This is a genomic window from Mariniradius saccharolyticus AK6 (assembly GCF_000330725.2).
Lineage (GTDB): Bacteria > Bacteroidota > Bacteroidia > Cytophagales > Cyclobacteriaceae > Mariniradius > Mariniradius saccharolyticus.
This window is the reverse complement of the sequence record NZ_AMZY02000008.1, coordinates 71,171-91,618: the sequence shown is the minus strand read 5'-3', so window position 1 is coordinate 91,618 and position 20,448 is coordinate 71,171. Positions and strand designations below refer to the sequence as shown.

General features: G+C 43.2%; 14 protein-coding genes. 2 read left to right on the top strand and 12 right to left on the bottom strand.

Annotated elements, in window-relative coordinates:
• Positions 1-8: 8 nt before the first annotated feature.
• The 6 genes from C943_RS07090 to C943_RS07065 all read right to left on the bottom strand — a co-directional run bounded on the left by C943_RS07090 (position 9) and on the right by C943_RS07065 (position 10,285).
• Positions 9-2,954 (bottom strand): Eco57I restriction-modification methylase domain-containing protein, encoded by a 2,946-nt coding sequence (locus C943_RS07090; protein WP_245545519.1) that lies wholly within the window; start codon positions 2,952-2,954, stop codon positions 9-11.
• Between the two features lie 320 nt (positions 2,955-3,274).
• Positions 3,275-6,715 carry a BREX system P-loop protein BrxC gene (gene brxC / locus C943_RS07085; RefSeq protein WP_008625904.1) on the bottom strand — a complete coding sequence of 1,147 codons (3,441 nt, stop codon included), beginning with the start codon at positions 6,713-6,715 and terminating at the stop codon, positions 3,275-3,277.
• A 13-nt stretch (positions 6,716-6,728) separates the two neighbouring features.
• Complete coding sequence (locus C943_RS07080; RefSeq protein WP_008625903.1) at positions 6,729-7,274, bottom strand: BREX protein BrxB domain-containing protein; 546 nt, start codon at positions 7,272-7,274, stop codon at positions 6,729-6,731.
• A gap of 3 nt (positions 7,275-7,277) precedes the next feature.
• Entirely contained in the window at positions 7,278-8,006 is a 729-nt protein-coding gene (locus C943_RS07075) for a hypothetical protein (protein ID WP_008625902.1), read from the bottom strand.
• Positions 8,007-8,202: 196 nt separating this feature from the next.
• Positions 8,203-9,765, bottom strand: a complete 1,563-nt coding sequence (locus tag C943_RS07070) for a hypothetical protein (RefSeq protein WP_008625900.1) — start codon at positions 9,763-9,765, stop codon at positions 8,203-8,205.
• A gap of 1 nt (position 9,766) precedes the next feature.
• A complete protein-coding gene (locus tag C943_RS07065) occupies positions 9,767-10,285 on the bottom strand; it encodes a hypothetical protein (RefSeq protein WP_040479451.1) in 519 nt (172 codons plus the stop codon).
• 271 nt (positions 10,286-10,556) lie between these two features.
• Between C943_RS07065 and C943_RS21320 the strand changes: the two genes are divergently transcribed.
• Positions 10,557-12,791: a DEAD/DEAH box helicase gene (locus C943_RS21320; protein WP_008625898.1), complete on the top strand. Its 2,235-nt coding sequence runs from the start codon at positions 10,557-10,559 to the stop codon at positions 12,789-12,791.
• A gap of 24 nt (positions 12,792-12,815) precedes the next feature.
• Here the strand turns inward: C943_RS21320 and C943_RS07055 are convergent, their stop codons facing one another.
• The 6 genes from C943_RS07055 to C943_RS07025 form a co-directional block, all read right to left on the bottom strand.
• On the bottom strand, positions 12,816-13,838 hold the full coding sequence (locus C943_RS07055) for a hypothetical protein (protein ID WP_040479449.1): 1,023 nt from the start codon (positions 13,836-13,838) through the stop codon (positions 12,816-12,818).
• A complete protein-coding gene (locus C943_RS07050) occupies positions 13,838-15,535 on the bottom strand; it encodes a DUF3696 domain-containing protein (protein WP_008625888.1) in 1,698 nt (565 codons plus the stop codon). Before C943_RS07050 ends, C943_RS07055 begins: the two co-directional genes overlap by 1 nt.
• A 214-nt stretch (positions 15,536-15,749) precedes the next feature.
• Positions 15,750-16,322, bottom strand: a complete 573-nt coding sequence (locus C943_RS21315; RefSeq protein WP_157198463.1) for a hypothetical protein — start codon at positions 16,320-16,322, stop codon at positions 15,750-15,752.
• A gap of 186 nt (positions 16,323-16,508) precedes the next feature.
• Positions 16,509-17,510: a DUF4407 domain-containing protein gene (locus tag C943_RS07040; protein WP_008625883.1), complete on the bottom strand. Its 1,002-nt coding sequence runs from the start codon at positions 17,508-17,510 to the stop codon at positions 16,509-16,511.
• Between the two features lie 2 nt (positions 17,511-17,512).
• Complete coding sequence (locus C943_RS07035; RefSeq protein WP_040479448.1) at positions 17,513-18,112, bottom strand: hypothetical protein; 600 nt, start codon at positions 18,110-18,112, stop codon at positions 17,513-17,515.
• Between the two features lie 356 nt (positions 18,113-18,468).
• The gene (locus tag C943_RS07025) at positions 18,469-18,777 is read right to left on the bottom strand and encodes a DUF4258 domain-containing protein (RefSeq protein WP_157198461.1); all 309 of its coding nucleotides are present in this window, start codon (positions 18,775-18,777) and stop codon (positions 18,469-18,471) included.
• Between the two features lie 169 nt (positions 18,778-18,946).
• Between C943_RS07025 and C943_RS21310 the strand changes: the two genes are divergently transcribed.
• Entirely contained in the window at positions 18,947-20,416 is a 1,470-nt protein-coding gene (locus tag C943_RS21310; protein WP_008625871.1) for a sigma 54-interacting transcriptional regulator, read from the top strand.
• Positions 20,417-20,448 lie beyond the last annotated feature (32 nt).

The window sequence follows — 20,448 nt, the reverse complement described above, 5'->3', positions numbered from 1 at the left end:
GTCAACTATTAAACAGTTCTCGCCTTCCTCTTCTCCTCCAAGCTCAAGTGGAGGTCATTATTGCGTTCTTCTCCCCAAGGTGCACCGGGAGGGTTTTTACCGCGGTCAACGCCCCATTTGATATTGGGTTTCTTGCGGAGAATATTCGCTTCCATAAAGGGACGGATATTCAGGCGGACTCCATCATTAAGGTCAGGATCCCAACCGATAGGCTGCTCTGCCAGGGTCTTCCAGCGAACAAAGATGTCATAGGGCTTTTCCCCTTCCAGGATCAATTCCAGTGATTCCTTCAGCTTCAAGGCTGCACTGAGCAAACCGTCAGCACCACTTTCCCCGGACTTCTTCTTGGCCTCGCACATGCGAATCCAGTCACCGAGGTAGGTGTAGATCAACTTGGACAGGTTGCTCTTGGTCAACTTGTGGTAATTGACCAAGACAGAGAAGCCGTCTTTGCGACCGTCCCAGATATGCCAGATAAAAGGACGGTTGTTAAATACCTTGCAGTGTTGAGCAAAAAACTCATCCCGCAGCCAGGCTTCCAAGTTCTTAGCACTTGCACCTTCCTGTTCCAGTAGCTTGCTGATCGTGTCAATTCCGTATTCCTTGCCCCAAACGGTCTGAATGTAATCCCGGAGTCGATCTACCCCAGCTGCTTCCCCATTCACAGAGGGTATACAGAAGATTCCATCGGCATCACTGAGGTGATCAAATGCCTGAATCTCTTGGATAAATTCTCTTGCCCTTGGGTCCAATTCCATTTCTGGATCCGACTCTGCTGGCCATCGATATCCCAACATTCGAGCGAGAGCAACTTGCAAGGAGTTTTCCCCGAAAAACGGATGGCCATGGAATAGCCATTGGGTTGGGTCGTCTGAATATGGATCTGGAAGACCTATTGGATAGTTGGTGTCTGCGAAATTATTCCATTCTTCAATATTAAATGGGATCTTGATCAAATCGCCTCTTACATTCAATTTTTGGTTCCCTTTTCGCACTTCCTTGGAAAATTCAATTGAAGAACAAAAAGACCAAATGCCCTCTAAATTTGATGTATCTTTCGGAGTTATAACAACAGTGTTTTCATCGAAAAGTCCACCTAAGTAGCGGCATACAGGTAATTTGCTCATTGAACTAACTAATACGCCAGGTTTTCCCCAAGCATTGTGTCCTCTTAACCAAGACCCAGCCCTTTCTTTACCTATTTTGCTTACGACGAATTTATATAACTCACCATTTCCATTTTCCCATAGAATTATGTTATCACAACCATCAAAAAATGTGGTTTTCGAAACGGTGCTTTGAATAAATCTCCAATCTTCAGTCAACGGGAAGATCTCCCAAATCTTTTTGTAAAATCTTATGGAATCCCCAGAAGACACTCCTAAGCTATGATTGCTATAATCACTTAAAAGGGTTTTCTCTAGAAATGATTCTAGAATTACTCTGTAGTCAGGATTGTTTTTTTGATTAATCTGAAGTACTTGAGATATTTTGACAGTCTTTAGTTCAGTGTCTTTTAAATCAGGTTTTAGGTAAGATGAAACGTCTAATCCATTAAATTTATGATGTTGGGAAGGAGATAAATTCGTTATAGTAAGAAGTAATACATTAAAATCCCACATTGGAGTTTGAAAGGCCTTTGAGCCTAATTTAGCCAAGAGATTCCATGATTTTGATTCCAATAGCTTTTTCCGAATTTTTTTGTAAGGTGTAGTAAATAGCCAATTCTGAGGCATAACAACACAAGTTGATCCCCCCAGACAATTAGAGCTGATCATTTTTTCCAAAAAGACAGTTGCTAAATCACTTTTTGATTCTGAAAAGAATTTTTCTAGGTAATCAGCCATTTTTTCATCCTGTTTGCTGCGGCTTAAATATGGCACATTGGTTATCTGTAGAGTATATCGGTTAGCGAGCAATTGTCCAGCTTTTGTAATTCCGGCAGCCATAACACCTCTTTCAAGCTGTTCATAATCCGATTCAGATTCTAATGCTTTTTCTAAAACAGGTTTAAGTAATTCGAATCCAGCTGTTTGAAGGTCTGGTCTAATTATATTTGGGTTCAGCAGTGAACCCAATTCAGGAGCCAATTGGAAATGGCGGTAAAGTTGCCGCATTCCATTTTCCATTCGGACTTGATCATCGCGATGTACCTTTCCTACTAACTTTACCCAATCCTCTTCTTTGCCCTTTGGTGCGATTCCGCTACAGGCTAGGTTCATCTCGGGTAGTTCCTTGTAATGCCCGCAGAACTTCCATGCGGTAAGGGCAAGGTTAAAGGCTGCGATTTGGGTACAACGAGGGTCGATTTCCAGTCCGTGGAGGTTTTCCTTGATTACCCGATCAGTCGCTTCGTCTTTGCTTAGTTTTTCCTCCTGCATGCGCAGCTTGACCAAGACCAAGAAGAGTGATACCACAAAGTGTCCCGAACCCATGCATGGATCCAGGCAAGTGAGTAGCGCAGTCTTATCTGGCCATCCTTCGAATTTTCCTGCTGCAGGAGTGCCATCTTCTAGGCGACGGAGGTATTCAAATTTCACCGGAGGCTCTACACCAGGATTTCTGCTGACCCACCAAGCTCCGATGGAGTTGTCAATTAAGAATTCTACCATGTAGTCTTCTGTGAAGAGTTGGGTTTTTGCTGGAAGCCTTTCCCCATCTATTTTTTGACCACTTTTCTCTTCTTCTTCAATCCTCTTTTTCTCCTCACTTTGCCAGTACTGATACACCCATCCCAAGGAATCCTCTGCTTGGAAGATGCTGTCCTCGATGGAGACGATGATCTCTTCCAGCTCGATCCGGTCATTGCTGGCAAAGTGAACCTGCATCACCGGGTCACTGGGTCTGAAGATGGCAGGAAGCATCAGGGAGGCATAGTGCATGGCGGTTTCCCACTTGTTGGCATGACCTTCTTCGGCTGCCAGTTCCTCACAATCAGAAAGGGTTACGGCCACTAGATCTGGGTGCATCAGGAGGTGATTGACCTCCAGAAACTTCGCGAAAAGCATCTTATGCCAGGTCTCATAGGCCAGTTCATAGGATATCTTGTGGAGGGATTGTGTTCCTGTTTGCTCCAGTGTATCTCCCAGAAGTCTTCCTTTTTGCCTCAGTCTGTTTCTTAAGATCCGCTGCTCAGCACTCATGTGTCCGAAAGGCTCCGCTTGATCTACAGCCAGGGATTTGAGGGCATTGATAGCGCCTTTCTCAGCGCTTTTTCTAGCCTGATTGATAGCTTTCTCCAAAGCGCTTCGTTGGGTGGAGTTAAGTACAGCCATTACTTCAAAATAATTGAGGAGGAGTTCTGTAAAAGTGATTCCAATTCTGACTTCAGGTCAGCGAGGTATTTATCCAGCTCAGCCTGATTGTTGATGGTGCCTTTGGGAAGGTAGAAGCTCTTGGCCTTGGGAGCGGTAAGTTCGATGGCTTCAGTCAGTGCCGCATCAAATTGCCCCTGTAGCGCAGAGATTTTGGTTTTCCAGTTTTCCAGGGAAATCCGCTGAAGTTGGTTTGCCAGATTGGTGGCATCGTTGATCTTGACCTCGTACTTGGTGAGTAGTTGGTTTTTGGTCAGGATCACGTGTTTTTGCTCAGGACTTAGCTTTTTGAAGTATTCATTTTCCTGAAGCACTTCCATTCGTTCATGTCTCTGAGAGAGGTATTTTTCCACCACTTCGCCCAGCTTGGTTCCCAGTTTCTCAGTGAGCTGGGTAAGGAGAGGTTTGATCGGGTCAGGTTCCTGGAAGAGCAGGCGATTTTCCCAGATCGCATCGATTTCTTTGATGATGATTCCGAAGTCAGGACTCTCGGGACAGAATCCGCGAAGGTCCTGAAGGGTATTCCAGTCCGGTTCCCGATCTCTGAGTAATTCCGCCTTCTTGGTCCATTCCTTGAATTTTTCGCTCAGTTCATCCTTGTGGTTGAGCAAGTCCAAGAGGCGCTCATTGCCTTCTTTGTTGGAAATTTCTTTCAGGAATGAAGTGTTGATCTTTTCGAGCTTGGGAGGATCGCCAGAAATCTGTTCTGCCAGACTTTTCAGCTTATCCAAGTAATCGTTGGAGTAGGGGAAGATATCCTGATTGGGAGGGCATTGAATCCCAGCTTCCTGCAGCAGCTTTTTGATGGCAATCTTTTGCGTAGCTGTTAGGGTGTGGATTTCCTTTTTGAAACTTGCCTGATTGATATTTCCGGTTTTGAGATCGCTCTCTGTGGAGGACAAGTGCTCTGATCGCTTCAAGATCACCAGCATGGTGTCGATAGCATCCTGACTCCAGCCGTAAGGTGCCACACTGAAATGATTCCGGATATCCTTTCCTGTCTTGGTTTGGTTTCCAAGAAAGTTTAGGATTCCCAGAGAAACCGGATGGTTTACAGGCTCCCCACGGTATCCAATAGCTTCCAAAGCATCAGGACTTCCGGCAATAGCCTTTGTCAGTGCTTTGCCCCAGTTGGCAAAATCGGCTTTGTTCTTGAAATCGTAGAACTGCCTGTCTGCTATGGCGTAAAGCGCCGATTCTATATTGTCCTTGATCGAACCCCCATCCATCTTATTTCCTCCAGCAAGTAGGATAGTGGCTTCCTTGCAGATTTTGTCGATGAGTTCTTGGATATTCTGGTCAGCTATGCCCTTTCGGGTTTCCATACTCTTCTTGGCCTGTTGGCCTTCGAGTGTGGTAGGAAGACCCATGGTGTCCACGGTTTGCTTTGCTGCCAAATAGTTGAGGATGGCAGTTCTGAGATCCATGTCCCGCTGCTTGGCCACATAAGCAAAGGCTAGCGGAGAATCATTTCCTTCGGCACGGATTTCTGACATCAGCACTGACTCATTGGTGTACCAGCCGTCTTTGATCCACAGGTGAAGCTTATCCTCCTGATTGGGCGCTGTGTCCTTATCCCAGAGTTCGAAAGGTCTGGTCATTTTAGATACCCCATGCGAAATGATCACAGTCTTTGTCCTTTCCTTGAAAAAGGCCAGAATCCGCTCTTTCCTCAGGTTTTGAATTTGGTCTTCGCCTGAGTTGGCGATTTTGGTATGATGCTTTCTGAATTCCTGTTCCCATTCCGCACCGACTTTGGTTTGCAAGCGGTATTCATCCTCGATCGGCATCAGGACTTTTTCCTCCACCAGCTTTTTGATAAGCTCCTTAACCTTGGTTCGGAAGGTGTCCGAATTGGAGTTCAAGTCATCAATCAGAAGCTCTGCGATATGGGCTTCATTGGATTTCAATCCTGTATTGCGGACCTCATTCGTAAGCTTCTCAATTAGGAAAACCGCACTGAGAATTCTCCCTTCCAACAGTCCATCGCCACCTTCTGCTTTTTTACTTTGAATGAGGTTGAAAGTATCCGAGAGCAACAGGCCGGACTGAATCAGTTGGGTCTCGTTTTGATTGAAAATAAAGTCAGAGGGGACAATACGCCCTACCTCAGATTCGGCCACCGACTTCAAACTTTCATCAATGGTACGTAGTTGATTGCGCAGCATTCCGGTAGTTCCTGCTGTATCAATCACTTTAAGGATTTTATTCCAAAACTTTCTGGTAGAAGGGAGTATGGGATAATCAGCTACAAGCACATCCTTGTCCTCAGTGACAAATCCGAAGTCTGTTCCGGCCAGATTTCTGGAAATTTCCCCGGATGCATACTCCAGCTTGTTCTGAATTTCCTTTACTGCTGAGGCCTTCTTTTCAAGAATCGTCTTACGGATTACCTTTTGAATATCAGTGTCAGTCAATTGAATCGGAACTCGGAATCGGGCCATCAATTTTTGAAGAATAGGAGTATCCTGCAAGGCATTTTGACCGGTACCGACCAACAAAAATCTACCATCGAATCTGGAGCAAAGATCTTCAGCCAAGAGCTGAACGTCAAAAGCCAAATCTGCATCGGTGGCAATGAACTGCTGCACCTCATCGAGTACAATCAGCGTACATGGAATCTTATCCCCAAACTTCAGGGGCAGAATCTCCTCTTTGATGGTTCTAACAAACTCATCTCTTCCGATGGATTCAACCCGTGGATATTGAGCCCTGAATATCTCCCGAACCTGAGCTTCAGAACTGGCAAAGTCAGGCTTTAACTCAAGAAGGGCCTTTGCCAAAGCGGTTGAAACGAACAGGTTTTCCACCTCTCTTCGGAAGGATCTGCCTTGACTCTCAATTTTCTGCTTCAGTGAGTCATAGATACCTTCTTCCATGGTCCAATGGACAAATTTGAAATGGTGGTATTGCTGAGGAAGTTCGAGCGCGCTCAATAAAATCTGAAGGAAAGAGTAACGTATATCCTTGGAAGGGAAGTCTCTCAGTGTACCGGAGACAGAAAGCTTTCCGTAGATTTTCTGCTTTCGATCTATCTCCGTGAGAAGATCTTTGATTTCGGTAGGGAGTGGTTTGATGGTTCTGGCTGTAGAGCCGTTGGGGAATTGAAAATCTTCCCAGAGGTAACTGGCCATTTTGACCAAGTGGGATTTACCCGAACCGTAGAAACCTGAAACCCAAAAAGCAGGAGAGTCTTTGATGTCTTTTTCAAAGTAGGTGAGGTAGTTTTGAAAAATCTTTTTCAAACCATCGTGGTATTCCCCTTCACAGACAAAAGTTCTCAATTCGTACTCTGCTACAGAAAGATCCTCCACCTCGGTTAGTGTCTTGATCTTTGCAACCCCATCATTTTTCAGGTTGATCTCGGTGGGATTTAAATTAAAAAGGTCCTTATTCTTCATTTACAACAGTAGTTTAAATGGTAATGGGTCTTGCCAGATAATCCCATCCATCGCGGGCATCCAGCAGTCGATATTGATTTTGTTCGAATTCTCCTGGAAAGAATATCAATAGCCTTCCCTTGAAGTCTCTGTCACAGTTTTTGAGTATTTCAGAAAGCCTAGCAAATCCAAATAGGGATGAAACATCCAGCAGTGCCACCAGCGTATCCTGGTCCTGATCCAAGGTTGCCAGTCGCTTCTTGAGAAACTTGATGGCAAAAGGAATGAATTCTGCTTCCAACTGATCTACAATGTATTCCGGATTGGAGAAATATTCATCCCTATAATCATGGCTGCTCATCCATTCGGGGAAACAGGTCTTGAACGAGATAGACTGCCACTTCTTATTAGCACGGATCGTGGAGGTTTCAAATTCTCCGATTCTCAGGCTTACCTTTCGCTGATCTGCCGGATCATAGACCAAAAACCAGATTCTTTCCTGCCCAGAAAGCGTGGAGGTCCAAGGTTCATTGACCACCTTGTCAAATTCATGGATGAGTTGATCGACTTTGGATAGCATGGCTTAGACTTGGATTTGAAGTTTGCTCAGGAGTTGAGGGAAAGCGAACGAGGTGACATTCCCTCCATATTGATACTGCAAAAGATCCTGCTTGGCCGCTTCAATGGCGAGGTCACGTAAACCACTCTCATTTAAACCCAACGCCTTTACGGAGGGGCTTTTAAGGATGAAATCGCCTCTATCACCCGACAGGTATGCTTGGAAAAATGCAAATGCAGCTACTCTGTAGGTAATCTCTGGCTGAACGCGGATGTTCTTGGTTTTTCCTTCGATAAAACCAGCTTGCTTCCAAGAACTGGCTAAATTTTGGGCGAGTGACTTGCGGGTCTTTGGAGAGTACCGGTTTGGATGATTGGAATCGATGTTATCTTCGATGGATTCAATAGACACTTTACTTCCTAAAGGGGCGGTCTGAATCACTTGCACACTCTGCGAAAGAAGGTCATCCCGCAACAGAGCATAGAGTACCGTGATTAACCTGCGTTCAAACAAGTTACACTGAGACCAAAAAAGGCAAAGTGATGAAAACGACTTGTCTTTTGGATCGAATCCGTAAAGAGTTTTCAAATAATTTGAAGTCTTTTGCAGGCTCGATCCTGATTTTTTGCTGAACACATTGAGTTCTAATGCCTCAAGGAAGTTTCCTTTTTCCAAAGCATAATCCATTACTACGGAAAATTCCGTGAACATGATTGTCCTGGAGGTATGTACTGTCTTGATCGATCTGACCATTGTCCAATAGGTTCGAAATGTGGTGGGGTTTGGTGGCCCGCGCGTTGGGAAAGGATCAAAAGCCTGAGTCCCACGGGGCTATGAAAATCACCGATGCCCCGCCAAATGGCCTTGTGTTTACCTCAGTTTGACCGATGAGCAAGATAGGAAAATAAGCGAAAATGGCGGAACTAATTTGTCTATAATAGGCAAAAAGTTAGTTTATTGGCCTAATTCGGAAACTTCCATTTGCAAGTTTTTCATGGTCATCTTCGGAAAAACTGGCCCGGAAAAGTTCGATCTTCTCACTAGATGATTTATAAAGTTCAAAACTGTAAGCCGAACCGTTTTTTAGATTTTGGTTGAAAAAGCTGATATCCTTTGTGTTCAACGCTTCATAAAACCAGATCAGAAATTCATATGCCATTTTTTCGTCGATGTAAACCTTTTGTCCCCCATTGTACAGGGTGTATTCCTCTTTACCTGAAGTCATCACAAACTCGTAGACCCTGGTACAAAAGTCGTCCAAATCAATCGAAATGGACTTTGGTTTTCCTTCTATTGGAAAATAAACCACTTTGTCGTCAAACTCTCCTGCATTATTGCCTATTCTCTTGTTCATTATGCCTCTGATCACCCCTTCGAATTCATAATTTAAAGCCAATGAATTGGTACCGCACGGGAAGTATTGTTTCCTTTCCACTTCGTAGCCAATGGACTTTGGCAAATTGACCTTGCCTTCCTTGTCATAAAGGTCCATAAATAAGGCGAAGGAATTTGCCTTCGTGACCTTTGCGGTCTTGTCATGGGTTAGTGTAAGGGTTACAAAGACATTATCTGATATGTCTCTCAGAAGTGCACCACGTTGACTTACGGTGAGTGACTCTTGGTTGAATGAGAATGTAGTTTTTGCTCTTTTCTGTTTCAAGTTTGCCGCTTCTTCGAGTGTCTGTTTGGCAATCATGTTCATTTCAGCTTTCACACTCGCTTTGGCTCCCGCTTTTACATCGGTGTTATTGGATCTTCCTCCTGTAGTGTTTGTCTTACTGGAATTTGATGTGACTTTGACCGGGTTTCCGTCTGAATCATACAGTGTTACGGTATCAGTACCAGAACTAAGAACATCACTATTGGAATTGTCCGAGTTGGTACGGGCAACGGAGATCTCCTTTCCAATCTCGCCGGTAAGCCCAGTCTCAAATGTCACGTCAGTCTTCCTACTCAGCGTACCCAAATCAATTGTTTCAAACTCATTTTCAAGTTTGTCTATTGAATAGATTTTGAAGTTTGTACCCTTGATAGAAATCTTGGTATGCAAATAATCCAATCTCTTGTTGTCATGAAGGAGTTCAGGATCATTGTACAACCGCTTGACCGTGGAAATCAAAAGGCGAACGGTGACCTTATCAGAGATGGCATCGATACTTGTCGGTCCAGGCCTTGGGGGGCCAGGTTTGCTAAGCTCGGCCTTGATAGCTTCAAGAAAAAGAGGGATTGAATCACCAGTTTTCTCTCCAATAATTTTTAAATACACATGGGGAATCGAATCGCGCAGGTCAAAAAAAGTCTTGGGTCGCTCTGCCACGGGGACTGTCGTTGGAGGAATTGGCAAAATGCCCACATTCAGCTCAAAAATATTGTCGATGGTCGGAGAGTCAATCGGGGCTTTATAACGGTTATTTATTGCATATTTCCCTTGTTTGCTGTTTGTGAGACGGGGTTTCACAAAGCAGGATGTCATCAGGACACCGAGAAGTAAAATCAAATGATTGAATTTCATACTACAAGATTCTTACAAATTCAAAAATTTCATATGCTTTTCTTTCGCGGCCGACTCGACCGATAGGATCTATACAATTTGACGCATCGTCCCCAATATAGATAACCTCGATGTCATTCTCTAGTGGGTAGGTTTCGTTACAGGAGACGTATCCGTCCTTGAAGTACAGGGGACAGGTTCCGCTGGAGATCTCGTAAATTTCGCCTTGGTTAAGGACAGGTATGTAGTCGATCTGGTCGCGATCAAAAAAAATCTGATTCCCATCATTGAATTCGTAGTCGATCATCTTGATGTCGACGATTTGTTCATGGTGAAATTTGTTTTTGAGTTTCCTCCTTAGATAATTTGGTTCATAATTAGAGCTGATAACGTCGATCCTTATTGTATCGCCCTCAGGTCGAATACGCCCCTTCACGAATTTGCTTGCTGAATCATTTCGACTTTCGAATCTGAATTCATTTGGTCGCCCAGTGTTACTGCTACTGACACTGTTTTGGATAAAGTACTTTGGAATCTCCATCTGGTAGAAAAATTAAATTAAAGAATAGTTGAAAGATACCATTTTTCATCAAAAGTGTTTGAGTAATTCTAATTTTTTATTTTTTGTTCGAGTTTTCCTTTAAGATCGCAGGTGTAAAAACCATACTTTGGGTTCCTTACATTTTTACTGTGGTAAGGTTTGTGTACTTCCAACAATTCTTTGGAAATTAAACGTTTGTTTTAATTGGCACATATGCGAGCTTGTATGTAGGTAAAGTAGTAAGTATCTTAAATCAACCAAAAACATTGAGATGAAGGGGCACCAGACATTTTTTATCAGAAAACATTCCGATAACACTACTCGGGTGGAACACAAGCTCGGAGGATATTATTGGACACAAAAGAAATTTGACGCGCCGGAGAATACAGAGGTAACACTTTTTGTAAAGGAATACCATCCAGGAAACCAGACACTTCATGCTGAGTGGAGCATGTTGTATCTCTACAAGGAAAATCAGGTGCGCAATTTCAATGTGCTCAGCATAGGTGAAGATAGCGTCAGCATTATGGGAAAGAGCGGGGACAAGCATTTCTTGCCGAATGGTCCTAACCTGAACTATCCTTTCGCGGAATCGGATATGGGTAAGGTACTTTCGCTAAAAATCAAAAGAATATTGAGAGATGAAAACGACTTAGAGTTTGACCTTGACGCATACTTAGATCAAAAAAACACCATCGTACCATATTTGATCAATACTGACCTTAGGCCGTACCAGATCCAATCGAAAATGGAAATTTATCGGTTTTGGCAGGATGGCCATCGCAATATACTCCTGCAGATGCCCACAGGTACGGGAAAAACGAGGTTGTTTTGCAGCATTGTCCGGGAGTTTTTCATTGCATCTACCAAAGATGATATCAAAAGGGTGCTGCTCGTGGTTCACCGGGAAGAACTTGTTTTACAGATCAGGGACACGCTTAGCAAAAACTATCAGCTTGGAGCGGGCATCATAAAAAACGGATATCAAGAAGAGCCGAGAATACCAATTCAAATTGCCTCGATCCAGACGCTGAAGAACCGGACCTTACCCAGAAAACCCACACTGGTTATTATAGACGAAGCCCATCATGCAACCGCGGAGACTTATTTGGACTTGTGGAAAAGATTTCCTGAAGCGTATTTTTTGGGAGTAACTGCCACACCATACCGACTTACGGGTGAAGGGTTTACTTCTCTTTTTGATAAGCTGGTAACCTCTCCTTCAATCAATGCTTTTATTGCCGATGGTTACCTTTCACCACTGAAGTACTATGCTGTAAAAGAGAAAAGAAAATTTCTTTCTCTGGTTGGAATGCGGGGAGGAGATTATCGTGAAAACGAGCTTTCCGAATTTCTTGACACCGAGAAAAGCAGAAACGTCCTTGTAAGGACATATCAGGAATTGGCTTTTGGCAAGAAAGGTATTGTATACTGTGTCACCAAGCACCACAGCCAGTTTGTGAAGGAAGCATATTGTGCCGCAGGAATTCCGGCCGAACATATAGACGCGGACACCCAGCCCGAACTGCGAAAGGAAATAATCGCCAAGTTCAAAAAGGGGGCAATCAAGGTGCTCTGCAACGTTGATATTTTTTCGGAAGGTTTTGATTGCCCGGATATAGAGTTTGTACAGTTGGCGAGACCTACGAGATCCCTTTCAAAATACCTGCAACAAATTGGGAGGAGTACCCGGCCGCATCAGTCCAAGTCTTTTGGAATTATTCTGGACAACGTCGGAAACCACCTTGAAAACGGGATTTTCAATACTGACTGGGATTGGCATTATTTCTTTCAAGGTTTCAATACAGAGGAATTGGATAAAGAAGGGATTGTAAGACCAGGCATTACATCCCGTCCTGGGCCTTATGCAGAAGAGGAAGATGATAACTTATACCTTATCTTGGATCCGGAGGTAAGAGATACCGAGACCGATTCCGAGGGGATAGAATTCATGGAAATTAACCGGTTCCACTTCTTTGATGGAGACTTGCAGACAAGATTCCATAAGATTTTGGCGATTGGATACTCAGAGGAAGAGGCATTTAGAGTTATTGAAATATTACATCCCGAGGCGTTCCAACTTGCCTCAAAAAAGTTTAATGATTTCGGAAAGCTCAAGGTTGAACTGGAAAAACTAAAGGCTCAGCGGGTCGAATTCGAACAGCAGATAATGCTTGCCAAAATCGACCTTTCGGAAGCCGACGCACCTAAATATGATTTGGGGCTGATGTCTGATTTTCCGGATTTGAAGCTCATTTTTGACAAACTTTCGGAAATCGGCATCTTATCTGAAGAAGAAATGCTGAATATTTTAAAGGAAAAAAGAGCCAAAGAATATCAAGCTTTCCTGGAACGATGCAGGGAAAAATCAAGCCTCATTGAAGGATTGAAGGAGTCATTGACAGAATTGAATGAGAAATTGGAAATCATCGATGAACAGGTCGTTAAACTGAATCAGAGGATTTTTGAAATCGTCAATCCAATTAGAAATGGGAATGAAAAATAGGACTGTCAAATGGGGAAAGTCGAACTAAACCACGCGTGTGCCTAGGTCATGGTCCCTCTTAAGTACCCTGAAAAGCCGGCAGTCTTTTTCCCCGACGTTTTCGACTAAGTCACCGTTTTCAATAAAATTCTTGATTTGCGACAAGAAATTCAGATACATGCTGGAGGCATTTTTATTTGAAATTGGGTGATAGCTGATGAGATTGGATGCCTTGGTTTTTTTGAGCCCATATTCATTATATAGGGAAAAACCATAGTCTGCTGTGATATAATAGAAATCAGTCAGAAGATACCTGTGGTGAAAATATTTAGGAGCCAGAAAATGAATCGAAAGTGAAAGATTTGGCCATTTGAGGTGTAGAGCCTTCAAGACCTCGCGATGCAATCCATCTGCATATTCACTTTTGTCTTTCAACTCACCCTTGATTATGGAAACGATATTGAGATGAATAATGTGTGATTTTCGGTTTTCATCAATCAACCCTTCCAAAAGTCTAATCAAACTGATTATGCCATCCCTTCTAGATTCGAAAATATACCGATCCATTAACACGATTGATTCTATCTTGAATCTATTTAATTCGAGACCTTTCCAGCTTGTGAAGGTAGGATTGGGACCACCTGCTATATATTGCTGCTGATAATATTTGGAGATTTTTTTCCAGTCTTTAGGGAATTCCTGGATAGACCAAGAAGGTAAAGGAGACACGGAGATTTCTGGTCTACTCGTAACTTTCAACGTGAAAAGGCTATTCTCTGTACTGTTTTTCAGCTCATTGTTTCCATCTTCTCCCTTGATAATCTTTATTTGATTGCTTCCATCAAAAAACTTGTTGATAATGAGTCTTTTGAACAAAGACTGGGAGAGGTTTTCTGTTTGAACCGGATTGTTGGCGATATAGGTGACGTACCCGTTCTGCACCACTTCATTGAAATCAATATAGTCCCTCATAAGCCGACTGTTTATCTCACTTATTGAGGAAAAAAAAGACTGGTCCAAGTCTTCCGCCCTAATGTCATCCAAAAAAGTCTCTATCGGAAGTGCCATCAGTTAAAGTTTGAATTAAAGAGTTCAGACAAAAGCCTCGGTGTTTCATCAAAGAATCCGGTTCCAAATTCCCCTGATAAACGCCCACCGGGAAGAATATCGATTTTCCTAAAGGGAGAAGATTCATACTCAGCAGTATCCGGTTTGTTGAAATAGTAGATCGTCACATCCTCGGTCCCTAACCGTTTGGATGCCACCATAAACTGAAAATTTCTGATCATGTATTCACTGTGGGTTTCGATCAAAAACTGAATATTGAACTTGGCTGCCGCGGCGAAAACAAACTCTGCCAATTTGGATTGGTTAGAGGGATGCAGGTTGCTTTCCGGTTCCTCGAGCAAAAGCATGCTTGGTGGATAGGTGTAATAATTGACCGTCCCATCGACATGGTAACGTTTATTGTAGGCAATGATCGCCACCTTGATGATCAAAGGGAGGAATTGGGAGAAGCCATAACCCAAATCCGCTAGCAGGGTCTTCTCACCGTTTTTTACGATGCTGATTTCTGATGCCACCCCTTGATGTCTCTTGATATCTATATCATCCCCTATATCAAACAAAATTAGTTGTTCCTTGATGAATTCCAGGATTTGGTCCCCATCCGGAATGTTCAATTGGGAAAACTCCAAAATCAAGCTGTTGATTTCTACTATATCGGAGGCATTGGAATACATCCTTGAGGTGTTTGCCCGCAGGGAGGACAGTGAATTGATCGAATGAAACCGATTATCGAAATCAACTATCGCCTTATGAAGGTGAGGAATGTATTTGGTTAAGATATACTCCATCAAAGCCGACCACCCATTCACTATCGCCGACTTTGGAAATCCCATTTCAATACTCGTTTTCCAATAACCTAAGGCCCAGCCCAAAGTCGAAAAAATGTAATCTCCAGTCCCTTCGTCAAATTCAACGCTAACCCCGTCTTGGAAACTGGAGACAATTTTCTCCTCTATTTTTTTCTTCAATTCGGGGTCTTCAATACCCTTAAGGTAAAATGACTCTCCGTCAAACATGTCTGGATGGAAAAACAGTGAATCATCTGGGTAAATGGAGCCAAAGGTATGTTTATATTTAAACAGCTTAAAAATAGAATAGTTGTTGAAATTAAGGTTTTCGGCTCCCCCCCTTTGGTATATCAATGATTCATCCGAACCCCAATCCTCAAGGTCAGCTATCAAGGTCCTTGTTTCCGCCAAATACTTGTCATCAAATTTTTCCAAAAGAAGCTGAAAAACCTTCTCCATATTGAAATAGTAGCTGTTTCGATGTTCGTCATACCCCTTAAGGACACACTTTAAGATAGTTTCCCCGCTTTCAAGGAAAACACGGTATGAAACGAGGGTGCCGGATTCTGAACTTTTGTTTATCGCTTCATAGGTCAGCGATAGGAATGCTCTTTGGTCAATTTGAGGAAGATGGAAATCAAACTCAAAGGTTAATTGGTTTTGATTTCCACGATTTTTGTTGAGCACATTGCGAAAAGTGCCCAGGTTGTGCCTGCCATTCGCGAAACTCAGCTTTGTGATGCCCTTCGTTTCCTGTACACTGTTGTTGAAAAGCTGAAGCGATTTGATCAGGGAGCTTTTTCCGGAGTTGTTGGTGCCTGTAATGATTGTAATGGGGGCAAGCGAAAAAGTGGTGAGCTTGGAGAAGAGCCTAAAATTGTCAAGGCCTAAATGATGAAAGTAACGCATATGTGTGTCTTGTTCCCTTATTTTTTGTTCCCTTTTTGATTCGCTTCAAGGTCACCTCAATTTAGTTGAGTATTTGAAAAAAGGAAAATTAATTGCCTATAAATTTATTTTTGGGGCATTTAAAAGCCCAATTTTTCATTATTCAATGTAAGCGGGTTGGATAGCTTGCCTTATGCTATTGCTGTCTTACCAAGCTGCGGGTCTTCTTTCTCATTTAAAAATTCCAATCCGCTGGCGCTATCGGGCCCGTTCCCGTGTCTTCCTCATTTGCGAAGAAACTTCGCTTTTTTTGCGGACCCGATTTGGACTTTATAAAATCCTCAAACTCTAAGTTAAGTAATTGGAAGGTATGGTAAATGTGTTGTTTTTCAAAGCTAAAGGAGTTCTTATTACCCCTGTCAAGTTCCCACGTTACCTGCTTGACATCCAATCCAGCGCCCAAGAAAATGAAGTTCCACTTTTCTGATTTCTCAAACGTTTCGATTATTTCTTTTACATCCGTTCCAGAATACTTCTGAGACGAATTCTCATATCCATCTGTGAGGATCAACATAATCACATCGGATCCTGCAGATTCCAGTGCTGCGCCGGCTCTTTCCTTTACGAAATGGACGCTTTGCCCAATTGCGTCATAAAGGGAAGTCATCCCCTCGGGGAACGTATTATCCCAATCAACCTGGGCATTTTCTACATTCATCAAGTCTTTTGGGAATTGAAGTTCGTGGTTGAATACACAATAGGAAAAAAGGATTTCCGAATCCGGATTCTCAAATTGGATGCGCCTCATGTCGTGTAACTGTTGATTGATTACCTGGCAAGCCTCTAACCAACAAGAATCCATGCTTCCGCTGCGATCTAATACCAAATGGTAAAAGGTCTGTTTCTTCGTGTTTTTGGAGTCTATTGATTCCAAATTCGATTCTTGACTTTTCATTTTCTTTCGACGTTTGTTATTGATTAATTTTTGGCGGGGTCATCCGATTTTCCGAATGTTACTGTGATTACCTGCGAGTTGCCTTAACCTTTCTGCCCGTGGGCCGAAAAGGCCGTCCTGGAGAAGGATTTCCTCCCGTTGGGCCATTTGGGTTTGTAGTCTACTTTCACCAATTTTTTCTTCCGCATAAAGCATTTTTTCAAATAGGCTTTCAGCTGTCTTGGATTTGTATTTAAAAGGGAAAAACTCCAGGCAGAAGAAGAAAGCACAAATCACGAGGTAATAAAAGCCGCTGAACATATCGCTAAAGGCAAAGTAGTGCAGGTCTTTAATTTTGCTAAGTACGGCACCGTTTTCTTTTACAATCGAGGTAGTTGCAACAGAATCGGCTTCAGTTTCCAGTCTGTGGAATTCAGATAAATAGACCGAGTCCATTTTGGCAAAGTTGAGCTCTGCTGTCTTAAGTCTTCTCCTTTTTTCCTTTGCGGCCGGACCTTCGCCGTATTTTTTTGTTCCTTTGCTGCCATCAATTTCAGAGACAAGATCAGAGTCAGCATCTTCTAAAGACATGCGGGCTTGTTCACGTTCCATGAAGTATCTCTTCAATTCGGTGCTGTTCTCGTCAAAAAATTGCTTTTTCTTCTCTTCCCTAAGTTCCGTTAGCTTTTTAGCTCTGTATTCTTCCAGATCTCCCGAAAACACGATTAGGTCCAATGCAAGTGACCCCAGAATGGTGGAAATTATCGCAATGAAAAGTCTGAAATTTCTAATTTCACTCCCTCCATTGTCCTTCGCCAGAACAATGAATGCTCTGTCAATGATCAGGATTGCAATTGCCATCAACGACCCGATGATACAAGCCTTCCAAAGTGGAACCTCGTACAGATTGCTTGCCAAATAAAACCCAGACACAAACCAAAGGCTCACGGGTATCATCACCAAGGTTCCCAGGGTCACGATTTTCTGTTTACTGACCGTAGTCTGTAACCTCACGACTTGATAGTTGTAATTGAACAATGTCGAGAATATTTTAAGTAGCATGATTAATTTGTTTTAGTGGGTTTGAACAACAGATTCTCGTTTATCCATAGATTGAAGCCTTTTCTGAATCCGGCCCTATACTGTTCCACTGATTTCTCAATGTACCCTTCGCTGACCGCCGCAAGATCGAATTGCTGCTTGAGGTCACGCTTTTGCTCCTCCAACATTTCTTTTTGCAGCTTCACTTCCCGATACTCATGGGGCATCTGCTGCTGGAACATCGGATTCAGGACTTTTTCGATTTTCAACAGGTGCTCATCGATTTCCTGAATCGCCTGTGCATAAACCTCCTTGAAGTCACATGCGATCAGATTGACATTCTGATCCATGACTTCAAAGTTGTGATCCTCCAACCCATCCCGTAAGCCCATGTTATAATAGTTTCTGGACTTGAGATCTTCCAGAACACTTTTCTTGGGTGTTTTGTGGGCCTGCGAATCCTGGCTTGGAAAAAGTTCACTGGGGTCCCTGTCCTCAGTGAACAGGGATTTGTCGATGAACGGAACCTTGGCGACCATTGGCTCAGAAGGGGTTAAGTGTTGAGATTGTGGCTCGACCGGGTTGGGAGCCTTTTTTCCGAAAAGTTTGCTGAAGATGCTCATAGCTTTTTACTGATTAAATTTCTTTGGTGGGAATGGGAAACTGTTGGTGGCCCAATGAATGGCAGGAGTTGCATACCGTAATCAAGAGGAAGGGGTGGTATTCCCATGATTTTAGCCATTCGCCTGTAGCCTTACTCCTATGGTATTGGCGATGGTGAACCTCTAAGCCAACCTGTGTCCCACAAAACCTGCATCGGTGTTGGTCCCGATCGAGTATTTGTAGCCTAAGGCGTTTCCATCTTGGGTCTTCCAAGGTGTTTTGGTATAGGTCTTTTTGGTTTTCCATTTGCTGTATCATGGCTGTTCCTTTTGTTGTTTCAAATTTCAGATTCAATTGTGCGGATTTACTGCATTGTTTATTTTGAGAGTCTTTTGGGCTTCTTCTTCACTTCGTGGACCGCCTTAGGATGCTTGTAACAGGTAATCACTTCAGTCCTGCTTCGGTTGGTGATCACCAAAAGGTCGCGGGTAGCTTCAAGTTCCTTTTTCCCAAGTGCTTTTCCTTTGGATTTGGGTAGGTAGTGAAACTTCAACCCTTGCTTGTGGATGATTTCGCCAAACCGGATTACCTGGAGTACTGCCTCCTCTGTGATTCCTCTTTGGGAAAGTCTGGTCCTTCCGTGAAGGCTGAACTTAATCTCGGGATACTGTGCTGTTGTTCTCATGGCTACTTGTGGGTTTTGAAGAATCGGCGTGCCAGCCATATTTCAAGTACCATTCCATTGTATAGTAAATACTTTAAATCGTTCAAAATCAATTATTTAAAAAATTTCATTACCTTGATTGGTGAATAAAAAATATGCGTTAAATTTAAAAACACGCAAAATACTAATTATGAAGATCCTCATCTCTTGGCATGCCTTCAGCAATGATTATACAAAATCTTCTGAGGATTCGCAGGTTCGATTTCCCTCTACCTCAGGACCAACGTACACGTTACACACCAATTTTTGGGTTGATTCGAATTACAAAAAACATATCCTGCTCAATGGAAGTGATGCAGAGCGGGATGTGAGGAATTTCAAAAAACTGTTATCGGATTTACGGGAAGATTTCCCTGGAAGGGACATTGAGGGAAGGTCGATACGGATCGTCGACGTGATCAGCGTCGCGGAGATTCTTTCCAAATTGAACCCTCTATTTGCCGAATTTGCGCAAGATGAGATAGAGGTTTTTATAAGTCCTGGCACTCCAGCCATGCAGACCGCTTGGTATTTGCTCGGAACGACTTATCGTAAAAACGTGCGGTTGTTCCAAACAAGACAGGGGAAGCATACCGACGACGGAAAGCCAGAGAGGATCTATATAAACGTAGAGTCTGATTTGTTTCCCGCCAATGTTACTGTTGCAGAGAGACTGGTTGACGACAGTCGGCAGAACGTCGGAAAGGGAATCAAAATCACGAAGAGCCTTGAACCCATATATGAATTGGCATCCAAAATTGCTAAAACTGATCTTGTGGGGGCATTGATCTTGGGAGAGAATGGAACAGGGAAGGAAAACCTTGCCCGGTTCATTCATGATCAATCTAGTCGCAAAGACAAACCATTTCATGCTGTAAACTGTGCCGCATTTTCGGATGAGTTGCTACGTAGTGAGCTTTTCGGCTATGAGAAAGGGGCATTCACCGGAGCAAATGAGAAGAGAAAGGGAATAATTGAGATGGCCAAAGGGGGCACTGTGTTTTTGGATGAGATTGGGGACATTTCACCGAAGATGCAGGTTTCACTGTTGCGTGTATTACAGGAAAAGACAATTCAGCCCGTCGGTTCAATAAAGGAAGTAGATGTCGACGTCAGGTTTATCGCTGCGACCAATCGAAACCTCGAAGAAATGTGTGAAACGGAGAAATTTCGATGGGATTTGTTTTTCAGGCTATCTGTAACCACCTTGTATTTACCAGCACTCCGGGACAGGGGAGGGGACGAAATAGAAGAGATGATACATTATTTCAATGCGCACCTGCTCTCGAGGTTTCCGAGGAAGAAAAAACTCAAAATCGGCTCTGAGGCAATGAAAAAACTACGATCCTATGCATATCGGGGCAATATCCGGGAATTGGAAAACCTTTTTATCCAATTTTATACATTTTGTGATGACGAGATAAGGCTGGAGGATTTACCAACGCGGATCAGGGAAAATAGATCCGACCCGAGGTCATTGTCCGAAGTTGAGAAAAGACACATCCTCAAAATCTACGGAGACGGTTCGGATTCCATGGTGGAGTTGGCCTCCATCCTCGGTTGCACGAGGGATACCTTGAGAAAAAAGCTTCGGGAGTACGGAGTCCAGCATCGGGATTAGATTTTGGAGATTTTTGGTATCTTGGTTTTTCC